Origin of the sequence: Streptomyces sp. NPDC058008, assembly GCF_042886395.1 — a bacterium.
Lineage (GTDB): Bacteria > Actinomycetota > Actinomycetes > Streptomycetales > Streptomycetaceae > Streptomyces.
The window spans coordinates 1-23,473 of the sequence record NZ_JBHVQX010000025.1; the positions used below are offsets into that span (position 1 = coordinate 1).

The window sequence follows — 23,473 nt, forward strand, 5'->3', positions numbered from 1 at the left end:
GGCCTACGGGTAGAAGTGGGTCAGCGACTCGGCGACGCAGGCCGGCTTCTCGGAACCCTCCAGTTCGAAGGTGAAGCCCCGCGTCATCTGTACGCCGCCCCGCGCGACCTCGGTCACCGCGGTGACGGTGGCGTGCAGACGGACCCGGCTGCCGACGGGCACGGGCGCCGGGTGGCGGACCCGGTTGACCCCGTAGTTGAGCGCACGTCCCACGCCGCTGACCTGGAGGAGTTCGCCGAACATCGGGATGCCCCAGCTCAGCACCATGTAGCCGTGGGCGATGGTGCGCCCGTACGGCCCGGCGGCGGCGCGTTCGACGTCCGTGTGGATCCACTGGTGGTCACCGGAGACGAGCGCGTAGGCGTCGATGAGCTCCTGGGTGACCTCCTTCCACTCCGAGCGCCCGAGGTCGCGCCCGCCGAGGGCGAGGATCTCCGGGATGCCGTGCGCGGTCAGCGGCATGGGCGGTACTCCGTTCTGCGTGCGGGTGCGGGCGTACGGGTCAGGCGGTGACGGGCGCGGTGCGGGGTGCGGCGACCGGCTCGGCGGACTGCTCGTCGTGGTTGGGGCGCTTGAGCAGCAGGAGCATGCAGCCCAGGGTCAGCGCCACCTGGAAGACGGCGTACGCGATGACGGCGGTGATGGAGCCGGTCCGGTTGAGCAGGAACTGGCCGATGATCGGGGTGGTTCCGCCGAGCAGGGTGCCGCAGAGCTGGTAGCAGAGCGAGATGCCGGTGTAGCGCAGGTGGGCAGGGAAGCGGCTGGCGAGCATGCCGGCGAGGGCCGCGTAGTAGAGGCAGTGCGGGATGGTGGCGACGGCGACGCCGAGCATCGCGAGGCCGTAGTTCTCGGTGCTGATGAGGACGAACATCACCGGCATCAGGACCAGTTCCGGCACCAGCATCACGACCACCGCGCGGGACCAGCTCTTCATGCGGGTGGCGATGAGCGCGCCGAAGGGCTGCACGATGATCTGGGTGATGTTGGCGACGAGGATGATCGTCAGGAACGAGCTGCGGTCGAAGCCGAGGGACGTGGTGGCCCAGGACAGGGCGAACGTCGACTTGAAGTACGTCGCGGACAGGCCGATGGTGCAGGCGCCGATGCCGAGGACGATCAGCATGGGGTGGCTGCGCAGGACCTCGGTCAGCGGGAGCTTGACGACTTCCTTCTTCTCGATGAGCTTGGCCATGGCGGGCGACTCGGCGACCTTCAGGCGGACCAGCAGGCCGACCATGACGAGCGCGGCGGACGCGAGGAAGGGGACCCGCCAGCCCCAGGAGACGAAGGCCGCGTCGGGCAGCTGGCTGATGGCCAGGAAGCTCACGGTGGACAGGGTGTTGCCGACGGGCGAGCCCTGCTGGGCGAAGGCCCCGTACAGCACCGACTTGCCCTTGGGCGCGTGCTCGGAGGCGATGAGCACGGAACCGCCCCACTCACCGCCGAGGCCGATGCCCTGGATCATGCGGATGCAGACCAGCAGGATCGGGGCGGCGATGCCGATGGAGGCGTAGCCGGGCAGCAGGCCGATCGCGGTGGTGGAGATGCCCATCATCAGCAGGGTGATGACGAGGGTCTTCTTGCGGCCGAGCCGGTCGCCGTAGTGGCCGAAGATGATGCCGCCGAGGGGGCGGGCGAGGAAGCCGACCCAGAAGGTGGCGAAGGCGACCAGGGTGCCTATGGGGCCTTCGAGTTCGGGGAAGAACACCTTGTCGAAGACGAGCGCTGCCGCGGTTCCGTAGATGTAGAAGTCGAACCACTCGATGGTGGAGCCGATGAAGGCTCCGAACCCTGCGCGGTTGGCGGCTCTTGTTCGCTCGCGTGCGGTTGCGGTGGTCGCACTCATGGGTGGCTCCCGTGGACATCGTCGATCAGGCGGATGGGGACACGAACGGTCCGGCGTCGCCCGAGACGCCTGGACCGCGTGGTGGGGAGGGGACGGAAGGAGGGGGTCAGGCGGCGACGCGTTCGAAGACCGCGGCGAGGCCCTGGCCCCCGCCGACGCACATGGTCTCCAGCCCGTAGCGCGCCTGGCCGCGGTGCATCTCGCGGCTGAGCGTGGCGAGGATGCGGGCGCCCGTGGCGCCCACGGGGTGGCCGAGGGAGACGCCGGATCCGTTGACGTTGATCCGCTGCTCGTGGTCCTTCTCGCCGAGGCCCATCTCGCGGGTGCAGGCGAGGACCTGGGCGGCGAAGGCCTCGTTGATCTCGATCAGGTCGAGGTCGGCGAGGGTGAGCCCGGCCCGCCCGAGGGCCGCGTGGGTGGCCGGGACGGGGCCGAGGCCCATGGTCGCGGCGGGGACGCCCGCGCGGGCGAAGGAGACCAGCCGGACGAGCGGGGTGAGCCCGAGCCGTTCGGCGGTTGCGGCGCTGGTCACCAGGCAGGCGGCCGCGGCGTCGTTCTGGCCGCTGGCGTTGCCTGCGGTGACGGTGGCCTCCGGGTCGGACTTGGCCATGATGGGCCGCAGCGCGGCGAGTTGTTCGGCGGTGGTGTCGGGCCGGGGGTGCTCGTCGGCGGTGACGACCGTGTCGCCCTTGCGGCCGCGCACGGTCACGGGGACGGTCTCGGCGTCGTAGCGGCCCTCCCGGACGGCGCGGGCGGCGCGGGCCTGGGAGCGCAGGGCGAGGGCGTCCTGGTCGGCGCGGCTGACGGAGTAGGCGCGGCGCAGGTTCTCGGCGGTCTCGATCATGCCTCCGGGCACCGGGTGGTGGACGCCGCCCGCGGTCACCCGGCCCCGGGCCAGCGCGTCGTGGAGCTGGAGGCCGGGGCCCTTGATGCCCCAGCGCCCGTCGTGCGTGTAGTAGGGGGCGGCGCTCATGACGTCGACCCCGCCCGCGATGACGACCTCGCTGAAACCGGCCCGGATCTGCATGGCCGCGTCAAGGACGGCCTGGAGGCCGGAGCCGCAGCGACGGTCGGTCTGGACGCCCGTGACGGTGTCGGGGAGTCCGGCGTCCAGGGCGGCGACGCGGCCGATGGCGGGGGCCTCGGACGAGGGGTAGGCGTGTCCGAGGATCACCTCGTCCACCCGGTCCGGGTCGATTCCCGTGCGGGCGACGACCTCCGCGATGACGCGTGCGGCGAGCGCGGCCGGGGTCTGCTGGGCGAACACGCCGCCGAAGCGCCCGATGGGTGTGCGCAGCGGTTCGCAGATGACGACATCGGTCGGGTCCGGCACGGCGGAACACCTTTCGGCGGTTCGGGTGGTGTGGGGCGACCTTCGCACTGGACCACTGAGTCGGTCCAATATCGAATTGCCTCGGCTTCAAGACGCCCCGCGTCTCAATCGGACGCCTACGGCGTCGGCAGCGCCTCCTCGGCGACCGCGAGCACCGCGCGCAGCGCCGCCGAGGGGTTGTCGGTGCGCCAGGCCAGCGCGGCGCGGCGCAGGATGGGCGGCCCGGCGAGGGACCGGTAGACCAGCCCGTTCTGCTGGATGTGGCGGACGGAGGAGACCGTGAGCGTGACGCCGACGCCCGCGGCGACGAGGGCCAGGATGGTGTAGGAGTCGGGGGCCTCCTGCACCACCCGGGGGTTGAAGCCGGTGGCCTCGCAGGCCTGGACCATCGCGTCGCGCACGGTGGAGCCGGCGTTCGCGGGGAAGGAGACGAAGGGTTCGTCGGCGAGGACCCCGATGGGGATGCTCTCCAGACGGGCGAGCGGGTGGTCGGAGGGCAGCGCGCAGAGCAGTTCCTCCTCGTCGATGACCCGGTGGGCCACCCCGGGCTGGGTGACCGGCAGCCGGACGAACCCCAGGTCGAGGGTGCCGTCGGCCACGCGCGACAGGGCGACGTTGGCGTACGTCTGGCCCTTCATGACGAGCTCGATCCCGGGGTGGGCGGCCCGCACCGCCCGGGTCAGCAGGGGCAGCGTCTCGTGGCTGGAGGCCCCGGCGAAGCCGATGGTGACCCTGCCGTACTCGCCGCGCCCCGCGGCCTTGGCGGCCCGCACGGCCGTGTCCAGGCCGTCGAGGACGGTCCGTACGGGTTCGAGGAAGGACTCCCCCGCGCTGGTGAGCCGCACCGAGCGGGTGTTGCGCTCGAAGAGCTGGACACCGAGCTCCTTCTCCAGCTGCCGGATCTGCTGACTGAGCGGGGGCTGGGCCATCTGCAGCCGCTTGGCGGCGCGGCCGAAGTGCAGTTCCTCGGCGACGGCGGTGAACGCGGTCAGATGACGCAGTTCCATCGGAGCTTCCATTCATTAACCAACGGTCTTGATCCGACCTTAATTTGGTATTGGACAGCAATCAATGGCCGCTGACACGGTAGGGGCGACCAGCACGCACTCGCCGAGGAGCACCGTGGAGCGGACGGATACGGCCGACGGGCCCAGCAAAGTCATGTCGATGAGGGAGGCCGTGGCCGCCTTCGTGCACGACGGCGCCACCGTCGCCATCGAGGGGTTCACCCACCTCGTCCCCACCGCCGCCGGGCACGAGATCATCCGCCAGGGCCGCAAGGACCTCACCGTCGTGCGGATGACGGCGGACATCGTGGTCGACCAGATGATCGCCGCGGGCTGCGTCTCGCGGCTGGTCTCCTCCTTCGTGGGCAACTCCTCCGCCGGTTCGCTCGGTGAGCTGCGGCGCAGGATCGAGCGCGCCGACCCGGCCCCGCTCGCCTTCGAGGAGTACAGCCACTACGGCATGGTCTGCCGCTACCTCGCGGGCTCCCAGCGGCTGCCGTTCTACCCGCTGCGCAGCTACGCCGGCAGCGACCTGCCGGGCGTCAACGGCGGTCTGCGCAAGGTGACCTCGCCCTACCCCGGGCCCGACGGGGAGCCGGAGCAGATCTACGTGGTGCCGCCGGTCAACCCGGACGTGACGATCATCCACGCGCAGCGGGCCGACCGCCGGGGCAACACCCAGATCTGGGGGCTGACCGGCATCCAGGCCGAGGCGGTGTACGCGGCGGACAAGGCGGTCGTGGTGGTCGAGGAGGTCGTCGAGGACGAGGTGGTCCGCTCGGACCCCAACCGCACACTGGTCCCCTCCCACGCCGTGGACGCCGTCGTGGTCTGCCCGCGCGGTGCGCACCCGTCCTTCGCCCAGGGCTACTACGACCGCGACAACGGCTTCTACCGGGCCTGGTCGCACATCAGCCGCGACCCGGGGCGGCTGCGGGCGTGGCTGGCGGAGTGGGTGTACGGAACGGCCGACCACGCCGCGTACGTCGACAAGCTGGGCGAGGACTTCTGGGCAGGGCTCGCGGTGGGCGAAGCCCTCAGCGAGCCGGTGAACTACGGGAGGCGGCTGTGAGCGCGCCCCGGGACAGGGAACGGGACATGACCACCACCGCACCGGGGACCGTCACCTCGTCCGAGCTGCTCTCCGTCGCCGCCTCTCGCGAACTGGCGTCCCGCAGGACGGTGTTCGCCGGGATCGGGCTGCCGACGCTGGCCACCGAACTGGCCCGGCTGACGGTCGCGCCGGGCATCGAGGTCGTGTACGAGTCCGGGGTGTGCGGGGCCCATCCCTCGCATCTGCCGGAGACCATCGCCGACGCCGTGCTGATCTCGGGCGCCGAGGCCGTGCTGTCGATGCCGGCGCTGTTCGGCTGCGTCCTCCAGGGCGGTCACATCGACGTGGGCTTCCTGGGGGCCGCGCAGATCGACCGGTGGGGCAACCTCAACACCTCCGTGATCGGCGACTGGGAGAACCCCTCGGTGCGGCTCCCTGGTTCCGGTGGCGCCGTCGAGGTGATGGCCAACTCCCGCGAGGTCTTCGTGGTGATGCGCCGTCACGATCCGCGCTCCTTCACCGCGGCGCTGGACTTCTGCACCACTCCGGGCCCGGACCGCGCGCTCGCCGAGGGCATCCGCCCGCTGGGCGCCGGTGTCACCCGGGTCATCACCGAACTGGGCGTCCTGGCGCGCTCGGGCGTCGGCGAGGAGCTCCGGCTGGTCGCCGTACAGCCGGGTGTGACGGTTGATCAGGTGCGCGAGGCCACCGGCTGGGACCTCCGGGTCGCCGACTCCGTCGGAACGGTACCGCCACCGACCCGGGCGGAACTGCGCCTCCTGCGCGAGGATGTCGATCCCGGCCGGGTCTACCTCCGCTGACACCGTCCGCACCAGGACCCGACCGCACACGGACCGCACTGCCGAGAGGACGTAACCGCCATGCGTATCAGGATCGTCGGAGCCGGAGCCATGGGCCGCGGCATCGCCCAGTGGGCCGCGGCGGGCGGGCACACCGTCGAGCTCTGCGACGTCCGGACCGAGGCGGTGACGGCGGCCGTGGACTTCGTGCGGTCCATGCTGGAACGCGCCGTCCACAAGGGCCGGATGTCCGCCGGGGACTCCGCCGCCGCGCTGGAGCGCCTCGTCCCGCTGGACGACCCGTGGGCGCCGGGCCCCGGGGTCGAGCTGGTCATCGAGGCCGTGCGGGAGGACCTCGCCACCAAGGCCGAGGTGTTCGGGAAGCTGGAGCGGGCCCTCCCTGACTCGGCGGTCTTCGCGACCAACACCTCGTCCCTGTCGGTGACCGGGATCGCCGCCTCGCTGCGGGACCCGGGGCGGCTCGCGGGGCTGCACTTCTTCAACCCCGTCCCGCTGATGAGGATCGTCGAGGTGGTGCCCGGCGCGGCCACCCGCCCCGGGGTCCCGCCGGTCCTCACGGAACTGGTCGAGAGCTGCGGACACCGCGCGGTCACCGTCGCGGACACCCCGGGGTTCCTGGTCAACCACGCCGGCCGGGGCCTGGTCACGGAGGCCCTGGCCCTGCTGGAGGAGTCCGTCGCGGACCCGGCCGGCATCGACCGGATCGCCCGCGACGTCCTGGGCCTGCGCATGGGCCCCTTCGAGCTGATGGACCTCACCGGGCTCGACGTCACGGCCGCCGTGATCGACTCGATCTGGACGGGCTTCCGCCACGAGGACCGGCTCCGCCCCTCCTTCCTGACGCCGAACCGGGTCGCGGCCGGGCTGCACGGCCGCAAGACCGGCCGGGGCTGGTTCGCGTACGGCCCGGACGCCCCGGCCCCGGCCCCGGAACCGCCGGTCACGGGCGACGCGGACCGGCCGGTGTTCGTGGCGGGCGGCGGGCACGAGGAGTACGCGGCGGAGCTGCGGTCCGCGCTGGCGGCGGCCGGCGCGTCGGTCGCGAGCGGCCCGGCACCCGCCGACGGCGCCCTGGTGCTCGTCCCCGTCTGGGGCACCACCGTGTCGGCGGCGGTGGCCGCGCAGGGGCTGCCGGCGGCGCGCACCTTCGGCGTGGACCCGCTGCCCCCGGCCGGCCGGCGCCGCGTGCTCGCGGTGACGCCCGCGGGCGACCCGGCCGCCGCCCGCGACGCCCGCGCCGTGCTGGCCCGGGCCGCCGTCGGCGAGGAGCCGTTCGCGGTGTCGGTGGTGCGGGACACCGCGGGTTCGGTCGCGCAGCGGCTGCTCGCCTCGGTGGTCTCCGTCGCCGCCTCGATCGCGGAGCGCTCGCTGGCCACCCCGGCGGACATCGACCTCGCCGTGACGACCGGGCTCGGCTACCCGGTGGGGCCGCTGGCCTGGGGCGACCGGATCGGCGCCGCCCGGATGCTGGACCTCCAGCGTGCCCTGCACACGACGACCGGCGACCCCCGGTACCGTCCGACCCGCTGGCTCACCGAGCGCGCCCGGCTGGGCCTGCCGCTGACGGAGCCGGGCACCTCTCCGGCCGCCTGCCTCTGACGCCCCCGCGCCCGCGGCCGTGCCGAGCGGGACGCCTCTCCCCCTCGGGCCGGGGCCCCCGGGGCCGTGACCGTTCCGTACAAGACCCGGTCACGGCCCCCGGCATAGCGTCGTGCCATGACTCCACGACTCGACGCGATCTCCCTCACCACCGCCGACCTGGCCGCCTCGCTCGCCTTCTACCGGCGGCTCGGACTCGACATCCCCGCGGGGGCCGAGTCGGCGCCCCATGTGGAGGTGCCCCTTCCGGACGGGCGGCGCCTGCTGTGGGACACCGAGGACGTCATCCGCTCCTTCGACCCGCTGTGGGCCGGGACCAGGGGCGGTGAGCGCCTCGGGCTCGCCTTCCTCTGCGACGGCCCCGAGGAGGTCGACGCGGTGTACGCCGACCTGACGGGCGCCGGGTACGAGGGGCACCTGGCGCCCTGGGACGCCGCCTGGGGACAGCGCTACGCGGTCGTCCTGGACCCCGACGGCTGCGCCGTCTCGCTGTTCGCCGCGAACCCCTCGTGACCGGTCGCGGCGAGGTGCGCGCCGAGCGTCGTACCGGCCAGGTCCCGCATCTCGCGGGCCAGGTGCGCCTGGTCCGCGCAGCCCGCGGCGTACGCGGCCTCGGCGTACGGGGTGCCCGCGCGTACGAGGTCCAGGGCGCGCTGGAGCCTCAGGATCCTGGCGAGCGTCTTGGGGCCGTAGCCGAACGCGGCCAGTGAGCGGCGGTGGAGCTGGCGGGGGCCGAGTCCGACGGCGTGCGCGGTGGCGGCGACGGAACGCCCCTGGCGCAGCTGTGCCGCGACGGCCGCCGTGAGCGGGTCGGGCGGCTCCGCGACGGCCGCCCTGCGCAGGGCGATGGCCTCCAGCGCGGCGGCGGGGTCGGGTGCGGCGGCCATCCGCTCGGCCAGGCCGCGCACCTCCGCGCCGGACCAGAGCGAGTCGAGCGGGACCCTGAGGTCGCGCACCTCGTGCGCGGGCACGCCCAGGAGCGCGGGTGCCGTGCCGGGGGCGAAGCGGATGCCGGCGCAGCTGCCGGAGAGTTCCTCGGCCGGGGTGAACGCGTGGGTGTCGGGGCCCGCCACCAGCAGCCGGCCGCCGGCCCACAGCAGGTCCATGCAGCCGTCGGGCAGGACCGGGCGGGCGGGGTCGCGCGGCCCGGACCAGGTCCACAGGACCGCGCCGCGAAGGCGCGACGCCCGTTCCCCGTACCGTCCGCCCATGGTCACCATGGCTACGGGGCGTCCTTGTCCCGGTTCGCGTGCAGCCGGGACTTCAGGTCGTCCGGGGGCAGGAAGCGGGACCAGCGTTCGGGGAACTCCGAGGGCATGGACACGTCGTCCTCCTCCTCGTCGTCGGCGTACGCCTCCCAGTGCGCCGCCTGGGTGCGGGCCACGAGCTCCGCGGCCTGGGCCGCCTTGAGCCGGTCGCTGGCGGCACGGGCCGCGGCGGTGGCGAGCGAGGGCCACACGCGGTCGATCGCGGCGTTCACGGCGGCGCCGACGAGTACGGCGAAGGCGGAGACGCCTATCCAGAGCAGGACGGCGATGGGCGCGGCCAACGAGCCGTAGATGGTGGGGCCTTCGACCGTGCTCGTGAGGTAGATCCGCAGCAGGAAGCTCCCCAGCACCCACATGCCGAGCGCCACGAGCGCCCCGGGCACGTCCTCTATCCACGGTGAACGGACGGGCACGGACACGTGGTAGAGCGTGGTCAGGAACGCGATGGACAGGAGTATCACCAGCGGCCAGTACATGACCGCGAGCACCTCCGTGCCCCACGGGATGAACTCCACCACCCGGTCGGGGCCCGCCACCAGCAGCGGCAGCACCACCGCGCCCAGCAGCAGCGCGACCACGTACAGCAGGAAGGCGAGCAGCCGTGTCTTGACGATGCCGCGGTGGCCGTCGAGCCCGTACATCACGGTGATCGTCTCGATGAAGACGTTCACCGCGCGTGATCCGGACCAGAGCGCGATGGCGAAGCCGAGGGAGATCACGTCGGGGCGCGCGCCCGTGGTGACGTCGGCTATGAGCGGTTTCGCGATCTCGTTGACGCCCCGCTCGGAGAGCACGGTCTGCACCGCGCCCAGGATGTTGCGCTCGATGGAGGCGACGGTGGTGGCCGCCGTCCAGTCGTCGACGTATCCGAGCAGCCCGATCAGGCCGAGCAGCAGCGGGGGCAGGGACAGCAGGGTGAAGAACGCCGCCTCGGCCGCGAGGCCGAGGATGCGGTACTCGATGCACGAATTGACCGTGTCCTTGAGCAACTGCCACGCCATCTGGCGCTTGGAGACGTTGCGGTAGAGGACGCGGGCCCGGTGGAGCCGGCCCGGTGGCCGTTCGGGTGTTTCATTTGCTGCCTGCACCTCCTTACCGTATCGGCATGGCAGCAAGCACCCACACAGTGACCAACCAGGTTCCGCCGCTGGCCGGCTACGACGTCTTCGCCGCCGACCGGGCGCTGACGGAGGCCGTCGAGCGGCATCTCGCACCCGGGATCCTCGACGAGGCCCGGGAGGAACTCGGCGCGCTGGGCCTCTCCGCCGGTTCCGTCCAGGCCCAGGAATGGGGTACGCAGGCGAACGAGAACCCACCGAGGCTGCGCACGCACGACCGCTACGGGCACCGCGTCGACGAGGTGGACTTCCACCCGGCCTGGCACCGGCTGCTGGGGCACGCGGTGACGGCCGGACTGACGGACGCCTGGGGCAGGGAGGGCGGGCACGTCCGGCGCGCGGCCGGGTTCCTGGTCTGGACGCAGGCCGAGGCGGGCCACGGGTGCCCGCTGTCGATGACGCACGCGGCGGTCCCGGCGCTGCGGACCGATCCGGCGCTGGCGGCGGAGTGGGAACCGCTGCTGACCTCGCACGTGTACGAGCAGGGGCTGCGTCCCGCGTCGCAGAAGTCCGGCGTGCTCTTCGGGATGGGCATGACGGAGAAGCAGGGCGGCACCGACGTGCGGTCCAACACCACCCGCGCCGAAGCGCTGGCGGGCGACGGGGAGTACCTGCTCACCGGACACAAGTGGTTCTGCTCGGCGCCCATGTCCGACGGGTTCCTGGTGCTGGCGCAGGCGCCGGGCGGGCTGAGCTGCTTCCTCGTGCCGCGCGTCCTGCCGGACGGCGCCCGCAACGTCTTCGCCCTCCAGCGCCTCAAGGACAAGCTGGGCAACAGGTCCAACGCCTCCGCCGAGGTCGAGTTCGACGGGACGTGGGCCCGGCTGGTGGGCGAGGAGGGGCGCGGTGTGCGCACCATCATCGAGATGGTGGCGGCGACCCGGCTGGACTGTGTGGTCGGTTCGGCGGCGCTGATGCGCCAGGCGGTGGCCCAGGCGGTCCATCACAGCGCCTACCGCAGCGCGTTCGGCGGCCTGCTGATCGAGAAGCCGCTGATGCGCAACGTACTGGCGGACCTGGCCCTGGAGTCGGAGGCGGCGACGACGCTCGCGCTACGGCTGGCCGCCGCCTACGACGCGGACACGGAGGAGGAGCGGGCCTTCCTGCGGATCGCGGTGCCGGCCGCCAAGTACTGGGTGACGAAGCGGTGCTCCGCGGTGGTCGGGGAGGCGCTGGAATGCCTCGGCGGCAACGGGTACGTCGAGGAGTCCGGGATGCCCCGGCTGCTGCGCGAGGCCCCGCTCAACTCGATCTGGGAGGGCTCGGGCAACGTGCAGGCGCTCGATGTCCTGCGGGCGCTGCGACGGGAGCCGCGGGCGTTCGACGCCTACCTCCGGGAGGTCGGGAAGGCGCGTGGCGCCGACCACCGGCTCGACGCGGCGGTCAGGGACCTGCTGACGGAGCTGGCGGACCTGGACGCCGTCGAGGCGCGGGCCAGGCGGCTGGTGGAGCGGATGGCGCTGGTGCTCCAGGGCTCGCTGCTGCTGCGCTGGGCCCCGCCGGAGGTGGCGGACGCGTTCTGCGCCTCGCGGCTGGGAGGGGACTGGGGCTCGGCGTTCGGGACGCTGCCGCACGGTCCGGACCTGGCCGCGGTCGTGGAGCGGGCGCGGGCCCGGCAGGACTGAGCGGGGACCCCGGGGGCAAACGACGGAGGGTGGTGCTGCGCCGACACGGCACCACCCTCCGCGCTTGTGCACCGCCGTACGGCGGGTCCAGGACCCGCCCCACGGCATGACGCCACTCTCGTACGGTCCGCGCTCTCCCACCAGAGTTGCAAAGGGTTGCAACCATCGCGTGGAGTGCGGGCCAATGGGCTCCGGGCACGGCAGGATGGGACCCTCAGGCCGGGTTTCCCGCTACCGGACCGGGCCCACGCTTGTTGGGGGGACCGACATGGAATCACGTCCTGCCGCGCCGTCGCGGCCGGAGAGGACCGCGCGTCCCGTGGTGCCCGAACGCCTCGTCCGCCGTACGCGGGAGACCCGGCCGGCCGGGCGCGCGGGGGCGGCGCCACGCGCGGAGATCGACGCGTCGTGGGAGCGCGCGCTGCGCAGCGGTATGGATCCCGGCCAGTCGCTGGAGAGCAGGCTGCTGGTGACGGAGGAGATCGAGCACCGGCGCAGGAGCTCGGCGCTCGGCGAGGTGGTGCCCCTGCTGCGGGACCGGCTGGCCACGATCACGGACTCGGCGCAGCAGATCATGGTCGTCACCGACACCGAGGGCCGCGTCCTGTGGCGTCAGGGCCACCGGTCCGTGCTGCGCCGGGCCAGCGGCATCTGCCTGGAGGAGGGCGCGGCCTGGGCGGAGTCGGCGACGGGGACGAACGCCATCGGTACCGCGCTCGCGGTCCGCAGTCCCGTCCAGGTGCACTCCGCCGAGCACTTCATCCGCGCCCTGCACAGCTGGACCTGTGCGGCGGCCCCGGTGCGCGACCCGCGGGACGGCCGGCTGATGGGCATCGTCGACATCACCGGGCCCGCCTCCACCTTCCATCCGGCGACGCTGGCCCTCGTCAGCTCGGTCGCGGCGCTGGCGGAGAGCGAGCTGCGCAGCCGGCACCTGGTGGCGATCGAGCGGCTGCGTTCGGTGGCGGCCCCGATCCTGTGCCGGCTGGGCGGCCGGGCACTGGTGGTGGACAGCCACGGCTGGCTGGCGGCCGTCAGCGGTATGCCGCCCGTGGACCGGCTGCCGCTGCCCAAGTCGCTGGAGCCGGGCACGGTGTGGTTCGCCTCGCTCGGGATGTGCCGGGTGGAGCCGCTGCCCGGCGGCTGGCTGGTGCAGGTCGCGGAGGGCGCGCAGGAGGCCCCGCCGCGCCGGGTGGTGCTCGACCTGAGCCGGGAGCGGGGACTCGCGGTCCATGTGGCGGGCCCGGTGGGCAGGTGGACGCGTCCGCTCACGCCCCGCCACGCGGAGCTGCTGTACGCGCTGGCCCTGCACCGGGAGGGGCGCACGGCGGCCGAGCTGGCGCAGGACGTCTTCGGCGACGCGACCAGGACGGTGACGGTGCGCGCCGAGATATCGAGGATCCGCCGTCATCTCGCGGAGGTGCTGGCGCACCGGCCGTACCGGTTCCGCGAGGGGGTCGAGGTGGAGGTGGCCCACCCGGACGTGCCCGCCGACCTGCTGCCCCGCTCGACGGCTCCGGTGGTGCTCAGGGCGCGTACGCCCGCGGGGACGTTCTGAGGCGGCCGGGTTTGGGCGGGGACCCGCTGTCGTGGTTTTCTGACCGCCATGAGCGACTCCACGCACCCCGCCCCCGCCCTCGCCGACGTGACCGTCTGGTATCTGGAGCAGACCTCGCCCGCGGATCTGAGCCCCGCCGCCGGGCCGGGGGCCGGGGTGACGGTCACGCGCTCGGAGCGGCCGCTGCCCGAGTTCAGCCGTTTCCTCTACACGGCGGTGGGCGGTGACGTCCGGTGGACCGACCGGCTCGGCCTCACGTACGCGCAGTGGCGGGAGATCCTGGAGCGGCCGGGGGCCGAGACCTGGGTGGCGTACGAGAACGGGACCCCGGCGGGGTTCATCGAGCTCGACGCCCAGGAGGACGGCGCGGTCGAGATCGCCTACTTCGGTCTGATACCGGCCTTCCGGGGGCGCCGGATCGGCGGGCACCTGCTCTCCTACGGGGTGGCCCGCGCCTGGGACCTGGCCGAGCGGCACCCGGGGCGGAAGCCCACCGAGCGGGTGTGGGTGCACACCTGCTCGAACGACGGCCCGCACGCCATGGACAACTACCTGCGGCGCGGTTTCCGCCTGGCCGCGACGCGGATCGAGCGGGAGCCCGACCTCCCGAACCCCGGCCCCTGGCCCGGCGCGCACGCCTGATCGCGCACCCCTCAGGTCGCTTTGTCGATACGGCGGCGTGATCGGCGCCACATCGTCTCGCATCTCGGGACCAACCCGTCCACATGATGGATCGTGGTGGACTGGCCCGAGATCCGCGTGACACGCTTCCGTCATGTCCGGAACTGGAATTGCCTTGGTGAGTCGGCGGCACGTCGATCTCGGCCGCATGTCCAGCGCCATCTGTCCGGTCCGCTGAGAGTCTCCAGCACCGCGATCCCCTGATTCCGCTCCACCCCCTGCGCACCGCCGCGCCTCATGCGAGTGTGCAGTTCAGAGCCGCCCTCCTGCAGTCCCGAAGGACGTATAGCCATGGCCGCCATCCCCGAGAAGCCTGCTGCCGCCACGCCCCGCCGCAAGGCCGGACGTCACCGTGGTGAAGGTCAGTGGGCCATGGGTCACTTCACGCCGCTCAACGGGAACGAGCAGTTCAAGAAGGACGACGACAGTCTCAACGTGCGGACACGCATTGAGACGATCTACTCCAAGCGCGGATTCGACTCCATCGACCCGAACGACCTCCGGGGACGTATGCGCTGGTGGGGCCTGTACACGCAGCGCCGCCCCGGCATCGACGGCGGCAAGACCGCCGTGCTGGAGCCGGAGGAGCTGGACGACCGCTACTTCATGCTCCGGGTGCGCATCGACGGCGGACGGCTGACCACGGCGCAGCTGCGCGTCATCGGCGAGATCTCCGAGGAGTACGCGCGCGGCACCGCGGACATCACCGACCGGCAGAACGTCCAGCTGCACTGGATCCGCATCGAGGACGTCCCGGCGATCTGGGCGAAGCTGGAGGCCGTCGGCCTCTCCACGACCGAGGCCTGCGGTGACTGCCCCCGCGTGATCATCGGTTCGCCGGTGGCCGGCATCGCCGCCGACGAGATCATCGACGGCACCCCCGCGGTCGACGAGATCCACGAGCGCTACATCGGCAGCAAGGAATTCTCCAACCTGCCCCGCAAGTTCAAGACCGCGATCTCGGGGTCGCCGGTCCAGGACGTCGTCCACGAGATCAACGACATCGCCTTCGTCGGCGTCGACCACCCCGAGCACGGCCCCGGGTTCGACCTGTGGGTCGGCGGCGGGCTCTCCACCAACCCCCGGTTCGCCGAGCGCCTGGGCGCCTGGGTGCCGCTGGACGAGGTCCCCGACGTCTGGGCCGGTGTCGTCGGGATCTTCCGGGACTACGGCTACCGCAGGCTGCGGACGCGGGCCCGTCTGAAGTTCCTGATGGCCGACTGGGGGCCGGAGAAGTTCCGCCGGATCCTTCAGGACGAGTACCTCAAGCGCCCGCTGCTGGACGGCCCGCCGCCGGCGCAGCCCTCCTCGCGCTGGCGCGACCACATCGGTGTGCACGCCCAGCGGGACGGCCGGTTCTACGTGGGCTTCGCCCCGCGCGTCGGCCGGGTGGACGGCTCCACCCTGGCCAAGATCGCCGATCTGGCGGAGGCGCACGGCTCGGGCCGGGTGCGCACCACCGTCGAGCAGAAGATGATCATCCTGGACGTCCGTCAGGACCAGGTCGAGTCCCTGTCCGCCGGACTGGAGGCGCTGGACTTCCAGGTGAAGCCCTCGCCCTTCCGGCGGGGCACGATGGCCTGCACCGGCATCGAGTTCTGCAAGCTGGCGATCGTCGAGACGAAGGCGCGCGGCGCCGCGCTCATCGACGAACTGGAGCGCCGCATGCCGGAGTTCGACGAGCCGCTCACCATCAACATCAACGGCTGCCCCAACGCCTGCGCCCGCATCCAGACCGCCGACATCGGCCTCAAGGGCCAGCTCATGCTGGACGGCGAGGGCAACCAGGTAGAGGGCTACCAGGTGCACCTCGGCGGCGCACTCGGCCTGGAGGCCGGCTTCGGCCGCAAGGTCCGCGGACTGAAGGTCACCTCCGCCGAACTCCCGGACTACGTCGAGCGCGTGCTCGGCAACTTCCAGGAGCAGCGCGAGGAGGGCGAGCGCTTCGCGACCTGGGCGGCCCGCGCCGGCGCGGAGTCGCTGTCATGAGCGGGCGGGCCGCGCCGTTCTACTGCCCGTACTGCGGCGACGAGGACCTGCGCCCGCACGAGGCGGGCCACGGCGCCTGGGAATGTGCTTCCTGCAACCGCGCGTTCCAGCTGAAGTTCCTGGGCCTGCTGGCCCAGGGCCTCCAGCGCAACGACGGAGAAGGGGACGGGACATGACGGACACCCTGCGAGCGGACGGACTCACCGACGAGGCCCTGGAGGAGCTGGCGGTGCGCGCCGGGCGGGACCTGGAGGACGCCTCCGCGAGCGACATCCTGGCGTGGGCGGCCGGCACCTTCGGCGGGCGTTTCTGCGTCACCTCCTCCATGGAGGACGCGGTCGTCGCGCACCTGGCCTCCCGGGCCCTCCCCGGGGTGGACGTGGTCTTCCTGGACACCGGCTACCACTTCGAGGAGACCATCGGCACACGGGACGCGGTGGGCGCCGTGATGGACGTCAACCTGATCACACTGACGCCCCGTCAGACGGTCGCGGAGCAGGACGCGGAGTACGGCCCGCGCCTGCACGACCGCGACCCCGACCTGTGCTGCGCGCTGCGCAAGGTCAAGCCCCTGGAGGAGGGGCTGACGGCGTACACGGCATGGGCGACCGGACTGCGCCGCGACGAGTCCCCCACCCGCGCGGGCACCCCCGTCGTGGGCTGGGACGCGAAGCGCCGCAAGGTCAAGGTCTCGCCGATCGCCCGCTGGACGCAGGACGACGTGGACGCCTACGTCGCCGAGCACGGCGTACTGACCAACCCGCTGCTGACGGACGGTTACGCCTCCGTCGGCTGCGCGCCCTGCACCCGGCGGGTGCTGGAGGGCGAGGACGCACGGGCCGGCCGCTGGGCCGGCCGCGGGAAGACCGAATGCGGGCTGCACGGCTGATGACGACTGATCAGGAGATATCGATGAGCGTGACGGAGACGGGAGCCACCGTCTGGCTCACCGGTCTGCCGAGCGCGGGCAAGACCACCATCGCGTACGAACTGGCGGGCCGGCTGCGCGCCGACGGGCACCGGGTCGAGGTGCTCGACGGTGACGAGATCCGGGAGTTCCTCTCCGCGGGCCTCGGTTTCTCCCGCGAGGACCGGCACACCAACGTCCAGCGCATCGGCTTCGTCGCCGAACTCCTGGCCGCCAACGGCGTGAAGGTCCTCGTGCCGGTCATCGCCCCGTACGCCGACAGCCGTGACGCCGTGCGCAAGCGGCATCAGCAGGAGGGCACCGCGTATCTGGAGGTGCACGTCGCGACCCCGGTCGAGGTGTGCTCCGCGCGCGACGTGAAGGGGCTGTACGCCAGGCAGGCCGCGGGCGAGATCAGCGGTCTGACCGGGGTCGACGACCCCTACGAGGCACCCGGGTCGCCGGATCTGCGGATCGAGTCGCACCAGCAGACCGTGCAGGAGTCCGCAGCGGCGCTCCGCGCGCTGCTCACCGAGAGGGGACTGGCGTGAGCACCGTCGCCACCGTGCCGGAAGGCACCGTCAACCCGTACGCGCTGAGCCACCTCGACTCCCTGGAGTCGGAGGCGGTGCACATCTTCCGCGAGGTGGCGGGTGAGTTCGAGCGGCCGGTGATCCTCTTCTCCGGCGGCAAGGACTCGATCCTGATGCTGCACCTCGCGCTGAAGGCGTTCGCCCCCGCACCGGTCCCCTTCACGCTGCTGCACGTGGACACCGGGCACAACTTCCCCGAGGTCCTCGACTACCGCGACCGCACCGTCGAGAAGCACGGGCTGCGCCTGCACGTGGCCTCCGTCCAGGAGTACATCGACGCGGGCAAGCTCCGTGAGCGGCCGGACGGCACCCGCAACCCCCTGCAGACGGTCCCGCTCACCGAGGCCATCCAGCAGCACCGTTTCGACGCCGTGTTCGGCGGCGGACGGCGCGACGAGGAGAAGGCCCGCGCCAAGGAGCGCGTCTTCTCGCTCCGCGACGAGTTCTCCCAGTGGGACCCCCGGCGCCAGCGCCCCGAGCTGTGGCAGCTCTACAACGGCCGCCACGCCCCGGGCGAGCACGTCCGCGTCTTCCCCATCTCCAACTGGACCGAGCTCGACGTCTGGCAGTACATCGCCCGCGAGGGCATCGAGCTCCCGGAGATCTACTTCGCCCACGAGCGCGAGGTCTTCAGCCGTTCCGGCATGTGGCTCACCGCGGGCGACTGGGGCGGTCCCAAGGACCACGAGAAGACCGAGACCCGGCTGGTGCGCTACCGCACCGTCGGCGACATGTCCTGCACCGGTGCCGTCGACTCCGACGCCACCACCCTGGACGCCGTGATCACCGAGATCGCCGCCTCCCGGCTCACCGAGCGCGGCGCCACCCGCGCCGACGACAAGATGTCCGAGGCCGCGATGGAAGACCGCAAGCGCGAGGGGTACTTCTAGCCATGACCAGCACCACGACCGAACAGCTCTCGGCCACCACCCTCCTGCGGTTCGCCACGGCCGGATCCGTCGACGACGGCAAGTCCACCCTGGTGGGACGCCTGCTGCACGACTCCAAGTCGGTCCTCACCGACCAGCTGGAGGCCGTCGCGCTGGCCTCCAGCAACCGCGGCCAGGAGGCGCCGGACCTGGCGCTGCTGACCGACGGGCTGCGGGCCGAGCGCGAGCAGGGCATCACCATCGACGTGGCGTACCGCTACTTCGCGACACCCCGGCGCCGCTTCATCCTCGCGGACACCCCCGGCCACGTGCAGTACACCCGCAACATGGTCACCGGGGCCTCCACCGCCGAGCTGGCCGTCGTCCTCGTCGACGCCCGCAACGGCGTCGTGGAGCAGACCCGCCGGCACGCCGCCGTCGCCGCCCTCCTGCGCGTCCCGCACGTCGTCCTCGCCGTGAACAAGATGGACCTCGTCGACTACGCGGAGCCCGCGTTCGCCGCGATAGCGGAGGAGTTCACCGCGTACGCCGCCTCGCTGGGCGTCCCGGAGATCACCGCGATCCCGATCTCGGCCCTGGCCGGGGACAACGTCGTGGAGCCGTCGGCCCACATGGACTGGTACGGCGGTCCGACGGTCCTGGAGCACCTGGAGACGGTGCCGGTCAGCCACGACCTGACGGCGTGCCACGCGCGCTTCCCGGTGCAGTACGTGATCCGCCCCCAGACCGCCGAGCACCCCGACTACCGGGGCTACGCCGGCCAGATCGCCGCCGGGGTGTTCCGGGTCGGCGAGAGCGTCTCCGTGCTTCCGTCGGGACGCACCACGACGATCGAGGGGATCGACGCGCTCGGCGAGAGCGTCGACGCCGCCTGGGCCCCGCAGTCGGTGACGCTCCGGCTGGCCGACGACATCGACGTCTCGCGGGGCGACCTGATCGCCCCGGCGGACGACGCCCCCGCGGTCACCCAGGACGTCGAGGCGACCGTCTGCCACGTGGCCGACCGGCCGCTCACCGTGGGCCAGCGGGTACTGCTCAAGCACACCACCCGCACGGTCAAGGCGATCGTCAAGGACATCCCGTCGCGCCTGACCCTGGACGACCTCTCCCAGCACCCGGCACCGGGGCAGCTGGTGGCCAACGACATCGGCCGGGTCGTGGTCCGCACCGCCGAACCGCTCGCGCTCGACGCGTACGCCGACTCGCGGCGCACCGGATCGTTCCTGCTGATCGACCCCGCCGACGGCACGACGCTGACGGCCGGCATGGCGGGCGCCTCGTTCGCCACCGAGGCCGCCCCGGACACGGACGCCTCCGCCGAGGACGCGGAGTGGGACTTCTGATGATCACGGACTTCTTCTCGACCTTCGCGAAGGAGGGCGGCCGGGTCGGCAGCGGCGCCCTCGGCAGCGGCCAGGGCGGGGTCGGGCGATGTGCGTGATGACGTACGCGCACTGCCTGCGCGCCCGCCCGTACCACCCGCACCGCCCGTTCCGACGAAGACCTGCCGACCGCCCGGCCGCGCCGCCCCGCCCACGGGGGACGTGAGCACCGGGCCAACGAGAGGAAAGCCTCCCGTGCCTGCCACCCGTACCACCCTCCGCCGCAGCCTCGCCGCTGCCGCCGCCCTGCCACTGCTCGCCGTGGCGCTCACCGCCTGCGGATACGGTTCCGAGGCGAAGGACGACGCCGCCGAGCCGGGCGCCTCCGCCGACGGGAAGAAGCTCTCCGCCGACACGGTGAAGATCGGGTACTTCCCCAACCTCACGCACGCCACCGCGCTGGTCGGCATCCAGGAAGGCCTCATAGCCAAGGAGCTGGGCGGCACCGCGGTCAAGCCCTCGACGTTCAACGCGGGGCCCTCCGAGATCGAGGCGCTCAACGCGGGTTCGATCGACATCGGCTTCATCGGCCCCTCCCCCTCGATCAACGGCTACGCCAAGTCCAAGGGCCAGAGCCTGCGGATCATCGGCGGCTCGGCCTCCGGCGGCGTGAAGCTCGTCGTGGACCCGAAGAAGATCAAGACCCTGGACGACCTCAAGGGCAAGAAGATCGCCACCCCGCAGCTCGGCAACACCCAGGACGTGGCGTTCCTCAACTGGATCTCCGAGAAGGGCTGGAAGGTCGACGCCCAGAGCGGCAAGGGCGACGTCTCCGTGGTCCGCTCGGACAACAAGGTGACCCCGGACGCCTTCAAGTCCGGTTCGCTGGACGGCGCCTGGGTCCCGGAGCCGACCGCGTCCAAGCTGGTCGCGGAGGGCGGCAAGGTCCTGCTCGACGAGTCGACGCTGTGGCCGGACGACAAGTTCGTCATCACGAACATCATCGTGTCGCAGAAGTTCCTCTCCGAGCACCCTGACGTGGTGGACGCGGTGCTGCGCGGCACGGTGAACACCAACAAGTGGATCAACGCCAACCCGGACGAGGCGAAGGCCTCGGCCAACTCGGCGCTGGAGAAGCTGAGCGGCAAGGCGCTGCCCACCGAGGTCCTCGACCCGGCGTGGGAGTCCATCCGGATCACGGACGACCCGCTGGCCGCGACGCTCCAGGCGCAGGCGGACCACGCGGTGGAGGCCGGTCTGCTGGAGAAGCCCGACCTCGACGGGATCTACGACCTGAAGCCGCTGAACAAGATCCTCGGGGCCGAGGGACAGCCCGAGGTCTCCGACGCCGGTCTCGGCGTCAAGTAACCCGACCGACCGCACCAGGATCCCTGAAGTCTCCCAGGAGGTGACGACCATGGCGACCACCACCCTCACCAAGGCCGAGGACCGTGCAGCGGTCGAGCACGCCGCTCGTCTCACGAACGTCTCCAAGTCGTTCGCCGGGCCCACGGGGCGACAGCTCGTCCTGGACGACATCACGCTCGATGTCGCTCCGGGCGAGTTCGTCACCCTCCTGGGGGCCTCCGGGTGCGGCAAGTCGACGCTGCTCAACCTGGTGGCGGGGCTCGACCGCCCGACGGCGGGGTCCATCGAGACCCCCGGCGGGCGGCCGGCCCTGATGTTCCAGGAGCACGCCCTCTTCCCGTGGCTGACCGCGGGCAAGAACATCGAACTGGCCCTGCGTCTGCGCGGGGTGCCGAAGCCGGACCGCCGCCCGGAGGCGGAGCGGCTGCTCGAACTCGTACGGCTCGGCGGGGCGTACGGGAAGCGGGTGCACGAACTCTCGGGCGGCATGCGCCAGCGTGTGGCCCTGGCCCGGGCACTCGCCCAGGACAGCCAGCTGCTGCTGATGGACGAGCCGTTCGCCGCGCTCGACGCCATCACCCGCGACGTACTGCACGACGAGCTGACCCGGATCTGGCGCGAGACGAACGCCTCCGTCCTCTTCGTCACCCACAACGTGCGTGAGGCGGTACGGCTCGCGCAGCGCGTCATCCTGCTGTCCTCGCGTCCCGGCCGGATCGCCCGGGAGTGGACGGTGGACATCGAGCAGCCGCGCCGCATCGAGGACACCGCCGTGGCGGAGCTCTCCGTCGAGATCACCGAACAACTGCGTGGGGAGATCCGCCGACATGGCCAGCACTGAGACGAAGGCCGACGACCTGGCGGGGCTCGAAGCGGGCCTGGACGCGCTCGACGCCGTACAGGTGCGCAGGACGCCCACCCGGGAGATCCTGCTCAGCAAGGTCCTGCCACCGGTCACCGCGGTCGTCCTGGTCGTCCTGGTCTGGCAGGTGCTGGTCTGGGCGAAGGTCACCGACGACTACAAGCTGCCGCCGCCGGGGGCCGTCTGGGACAGCCTGGCCGACATGTGGGTCAAGGGCACCCTGCTGGAGGTCGTCTGGACGAGTGTGTCGCGCGGCCTGCTCGGCTTCGTGATGGCCGTGGCGATCGGTACCCCGCTGGGTCTGCTGGTCGCACGGGTCAGGGTGGTGCGCGCGGCGATCGGCCCGATCCTGTCCGGGTTGCAGTCCCTGCCGTCGGTGGCGTGGGTGGCGCCGGCCATCATCTGGCTCGGCCTCGACGACAGGACGATGTACGCCGTGATCCTGCTCGGCGCGGTCCCGTCCGTCGCCAACGGCCTGGTGTCCGGTGTCGACCAGGTGCCGCCGCTGTTCCTCCGCGCGGGCCGCACGATCGGCGCGACGGGGCTGCGCGGGACGGTCCACATCGTCCTGCCGGCCGCGCTGCCCGGCTATCTGGCGGGCCTCAAGCAGGGCTGGGCGTTCTCCTGGCGTTCGCTCATGGCCGCCGAGATCATCGCCTCCTCACCCGATCTGGGCCTGGGGCTGGGCCAGTTGCTGGAGAACGGCCGGAACAACTTCGACATGCCGGGGATCTTCCTGGCGATCCTGCTCATCCTGTTCGTCGGCATCGCGATCGACCTGCTGATCTTCAGCCCGCTGGAGCGGCGGGTGCTGCGCGGCCGCGGCCTCCTCGTCAGGAGCTGAGTCACCGTGCCCGCCCCGGTCCTCCTCGTCATCGCCCACGGCAGCCGCGACCCGCGGCACGCGGCGACCGTGCACGCGCTCACCGCGCGCGTGCGGTCGCTGCGGCCCGGGCTGCGCGTGGAGACCGGCTTCCTCGAGTTCAACGCCCCGTCCGTGCCCCGGGTGCTGGAGCGCCTGGCCGCGGAGGGGGCGCACGACGTCGTCGCCCTGCCGCTGCTGCTGACCCGGGCGTTCCACGCCAAGTCGGACATCCCCTCGGTGCTGCGCGAGGCCCGCGCCCGGCTGCCCCGGCTGCGGATCCGCCAGGCCGGCGTCCTGGGCCCCTCGCCGCTGCTGAACGCGGCCCTGGAGCAGCGGCTGTCCGAGGCCGGGGTGGCCCCCGCCGACCGGCGCTCCACCGGGCTGGTCCTCGCGTCGGCGGGTTCGAAGGACCCGGAGGCGATCGGGGTGATCACCGGCATCGCGCGGGATCTGCGGCACACCGGCTGGTGCGCGGTGCGGCCCGCGTTCGCCTCCGCCGTGACCGCCGGGGGCGTCCCCCGCACCGCCGACGCGGTCCGCGCGCTGCGGGCCGAGGGGGTGCGGCGGGTGGCGGTGGCACCGTACGTCATCGCCCCGGGCCGCCTCCCGGACCGTATCGCCGACGGCGCCGGGGAGGCCGGGGCCGATGTACTGGCGGGTGTCCTGGGGCCGTCCCCCGCACTCGCCCGGCTGCTGCTGGCCCGGTACGACGAGGCGGGCGTCCGGGTGGCCGGGGCGTTGAGCGCCTGAGCGGGGCTGCCGCCGGG

General features: G+C 72.5%; 24 protein-coding genes. 18 read left to right on the plus strand and 6 right to left on the minus strand.

Annotation, left to right across the window (positions count from 1 at the left end; translation table 11 throughout):
• Positions 1-3: 3 nt before the first annotated feature.
• From ACFVS9_RS23995 to ACFVS9_RS24010, 4 genes are all read right to left on the minus strand, one after another.
• Positions 4-462 (minus strand): MaoC family dehydratase, encoded by a 459-nt coding sequence (locus ACFVS9_RS23995; RefSeq protein WP_389935266.1) that lies wholly within the window; start codon positions 460-462, stop codon positions 4-6.
• A gap of 40 nt (positions 463-502) precedes the next feature.
• Positions 503-1,846, minus strand: a complete 1,344-nt coding sequence (locus tag ACFVS9_RS24000) for an MFS transporter (protein ID WP_389935269.1) — start codon at positions 1,844-1,846, stop codon at positions 503-505.
• A gap of 106 nt (positions 1,847-1,952) precedes the next feature.
• Entirely contained in the window at positions 1,953-3,179 is a 1,227-nt protein-coding gene (locus ACFVS9_RS24005) for an acetyl-CoA C-acetyltransferase (protein ID WP_389935272.1), read from the minus strand.
• 116 nt (positions 3,180-3,295) lie between these two features.
• Complete coding sequence (locus ACFVS9_RS24010) at positions 3,296-4,186, minus strand: LysR family transcriptional regulator (protein WP_389935274.1); 891 nt, start codon at positions 4,184-4,186, stop codon at positions 3,296-3,298.
• 154 nt (positions 4,187-4,340) lie between these two features.
• On the opposite strand from ACFVS9_RS24010, the gene ACFVS9_RS24015 reads away from it, so the two are divergent.
• From ACFVS9_RS24015 to ACFVS9_RS24030, 4 genes are all read left to right on the plus strand, one after another.
• Positions 4,341-5,258, plus strand: coding sequence for a CoA transferase subunit A (locus ACFVS9_RS24015; RefSeq protein WP_389935436.1), 918 nt, complete (start codon positions 4,341-4,343; stop codon positions 5,256-5,258).
• Between the two features lie 26 nt (positions 5,259-5,284).
• Complete coding sequence (locus ACFVS9_RS24020; protein ID WP_389935277.1) at positions 5,285-6,061, plus strand: CoA-transferase subunit beta; 777 nt, start codon at positions 5,285-5,287, stop codon at positions 6,059-6,061.
• A gap of 60 nt (positions 6,062-6,121) precedes the next feature.
• On the plus strand, positions 6,122-7,660 hold the full coding sequence (locus ACFVS9_RS24025) for a 3-hydroxyacyl-CoA dehydrogenase (protein ID WP_383113981.1): 1,539 nt from the start codon (positions 6,122-6,124) through the stop codon (positions 7,658-7,660).
• Between the two features lie 117 nt (positions 7,661-7,777).
• Complete coding sequence (locus ACFVS9_RS24030; protein WP_383113980.1) at positions 7,778-8,173, plus strand: VOC family protein; 396 nt, start codon at positions 7,778-7,780, stop codon at positions 8,171-8,173.
• Here ACFVS9_RS24030 and ACFVS9_RS24035 read toward each other — a convergent pair.
• Both ACFVS9_RS24035 and ACFVS9_RS24040 read right to left on the minus strand, forming a co-directional pair.
• Complete coding sequence (locus tag ACFVS9_RS24035; RefSeq protein ID WP_383113979.1) at positions 8,110-8,871, minus strand: helix-turn-helix domain-containing protein; 762 nt, start codon at positions 8,869-8,871, stop codon at positions 8,110-8,112. The two genes, ACFVS9_RS24030 and ACFVS9_RS24035, sit on opposite strands and share 64 nt — an antisense overlap.
• Before the next feature lie 11 nt (positions 8,872-8,882).
• Entirely contained in the window at positions 8,883-10,016 is a 1,134-nt protein-coding gene (locus ACFVS9_RS24040; RefSeq protein ID WP_383113978.1) for a YihY/virulence factor BrkB family protein, read from the minus strand.
• A 17-nt stretch (positions 10,017-10,033) separates the two neighbouring features.
• Here ACFVS9_RS24040 and ACFVS9_RS24045 point away from each other — a divergent pair, with 17 nt between their 5' ends.
• The 14 genes from ACFVS9_RS24045 to ACFVS9_RS24110 all read left to right on the plus strand — a co-directional run bounded on the left by ACFVS9_RS24045 (position 10,034) and on the right by ACFVS9_RS24110 (position 23,456).
• The gene (locus tag ACFVS9_RS24045; RefSeq protein ID WP_383113977.1) at positions 10,034-11,671 is read left to right on the plus strand and encodes an acyl-CoA dehydrogenase family protein; all 1,638 of its coding nucleotides are present in this window, start codon (positions 10,034-10,036) and stop codon (positions 11,669-11,671) included.
• Positions 11,672-11,939: 268 nt separating this feature from the next.
• Entirely contained in the window at positions 11,940-13,229 is a 1,290-nt protein-coding gene (locus tag ACFVS9_RS24050) for a GAF domain-containing protein (RefSeq protein ID WP_383113976.1), read from the plus strand.
• 48 nt (positions 13,230-13,277) lie between these two features.
• Positions 13,278-13,871: a GNAT family N-acetyltransferase gene (locus ACFVS9_RS24055; RefSeq protein ID WP_383113975.1), complete on the plus strand. Its 594-nt coding sequence runs from the start codon at positions 13,278-13,280 to the stop codon at positions 13,869-13,871.
• 133 nt (positions 13,872-14,004) lie between these two features.
• A complete protein-coding gene (locus ACFVS9_RS24060; RefSeq protein WP_349817346.1) occupies positions 14,005-14,088 on the plus strand; it encodes a putative leader peptide in 84 nt (27 codons plus the stop codon).
• Between the two features lie 113 nt (positions 14,089-14,201).
• Entirely contained in the window at positions 14,202-15,899 is a 1,698-nt protein-coding gene (locus ACFVS9_RS24065; protein ID WP_383113974.1) for a nitrite/sulfite reductase, read from the plus strand.
• Entirely contained in the window at positions 15,896-16,075 is a 180-nt protein-coding gene (locus ACFVS9_RS24070; protein ID WP_383113973.1) for a hypothetical protein, read from the plus strand. The genes ACFVS9_RS24065 and ACFVS9_RS24070 overlap by 4 nt, the downstream gene beginning before the upstream one ends.
• Positions 16,072-16,788: a phosphoadenylyl-sulfate reductase gene (locus ACFVS9_RS24075; RefSeq protein ID WP_383113972.1), complete on the plus strand. Its 717-nt coding sequence runs from the start codon at positions 16,072-16,074 to the stop codon at positions 16,786-16,788. Before ACFVS9_RS24070 ends, ACFVS9_RS24075 begins: the two co-directional genes overlap by 4 nt.
• Entirely contained in the window at positions 16,788-17,357 is a 570-nt protein-coding gene (gene cysC, locus ACFVS9_RS24080) for an adenylyl-sulfate kinase (protein ID WP_389935285.1), read from the plus strand. Before ACFVS9_RS24075 ends, cysC begins: the two co-directional genes overlap by 1 nt.
• Positions 17,354-18,289 carry a sulfate adenylyltransferase subunit CysD gene (gene cysD / locus ACFVS9_RS24085; RefSeq protein WP_383113970.1) on the plus strand — a complete coding sequence of 312 codons (936 nt, stop codon included), beginning with the start codon at positions 17,354-17,356 and terminating at the stop codon, positions 18,287-18,289. The genes cysC and cysD overlap by 4 nt, the downstream gene beginning before the upstream one ends.
• Positions 18,290-18,291: 2 nt before the next feature.
• Positions 18,292-19,632, plus strand: coding sequence for a sulfate adenylyltransferase subunit 1 (locus tag ACFVS9_RS24090; protein ID WP_389935288.1), 1,341 nt, complete (start codon positions 18,292-18,294; stop codon positions 19,630-19,632).
• 234 nt (positions 19,633-19,866) lie between these two features.
• Positions 19,867-20,979, plus strand: a complete 1,113-nt coding sequence (locus ACFVS9_RS24095) for an aliphatic sulfonate ABC transporter substrate-binding protein (protein WP_389935291.1) — start codon at positions 19,867-19,869, stop codon at positions 20,977-20,979.
• A gap of 49 nt (positions 20,980-21,028) precedes the next feature.
• Entirely contained in the window at positions 21,029-21,820 is a 792-nt protein-coding gene (locus tag ACFVS9_RS24100) for an ABC transporter ATP-binding protein (protein WP_389935294.1), read from the plus strand.
• Positions 21,807-22,685 carry an ABC transporter permease gene (locus ACFVS9_RS24105; RefSeq protein WP_383113966.1) on the plus strand — a complete coding sequence of 293 codons (879 nt, stop codon included), beginning with the start codon at positions 21,807-21,809 and terminating at the stop codon, positions 22,683-22,685. Before ACFVS9_RS24100 ends, ACFVS9_RS24105 begins: the two co-directional genes overlap by 14 nt.
• Positions 22,686-22,691: 6 nt before the next feature.
• Positions 22,692-23,456, plus strand: coding sequence for a sirohydrochlorin chelatase (locus ACFVS9_RS24110; protein WP_383113965.1), 765 nt, complete (start codon positions 22,692-22,694; stop codon positions 23,454-23,456).
• The last annotated feature ends 17 nt before the right edge of the window (positions 23,457-23,473 follow it).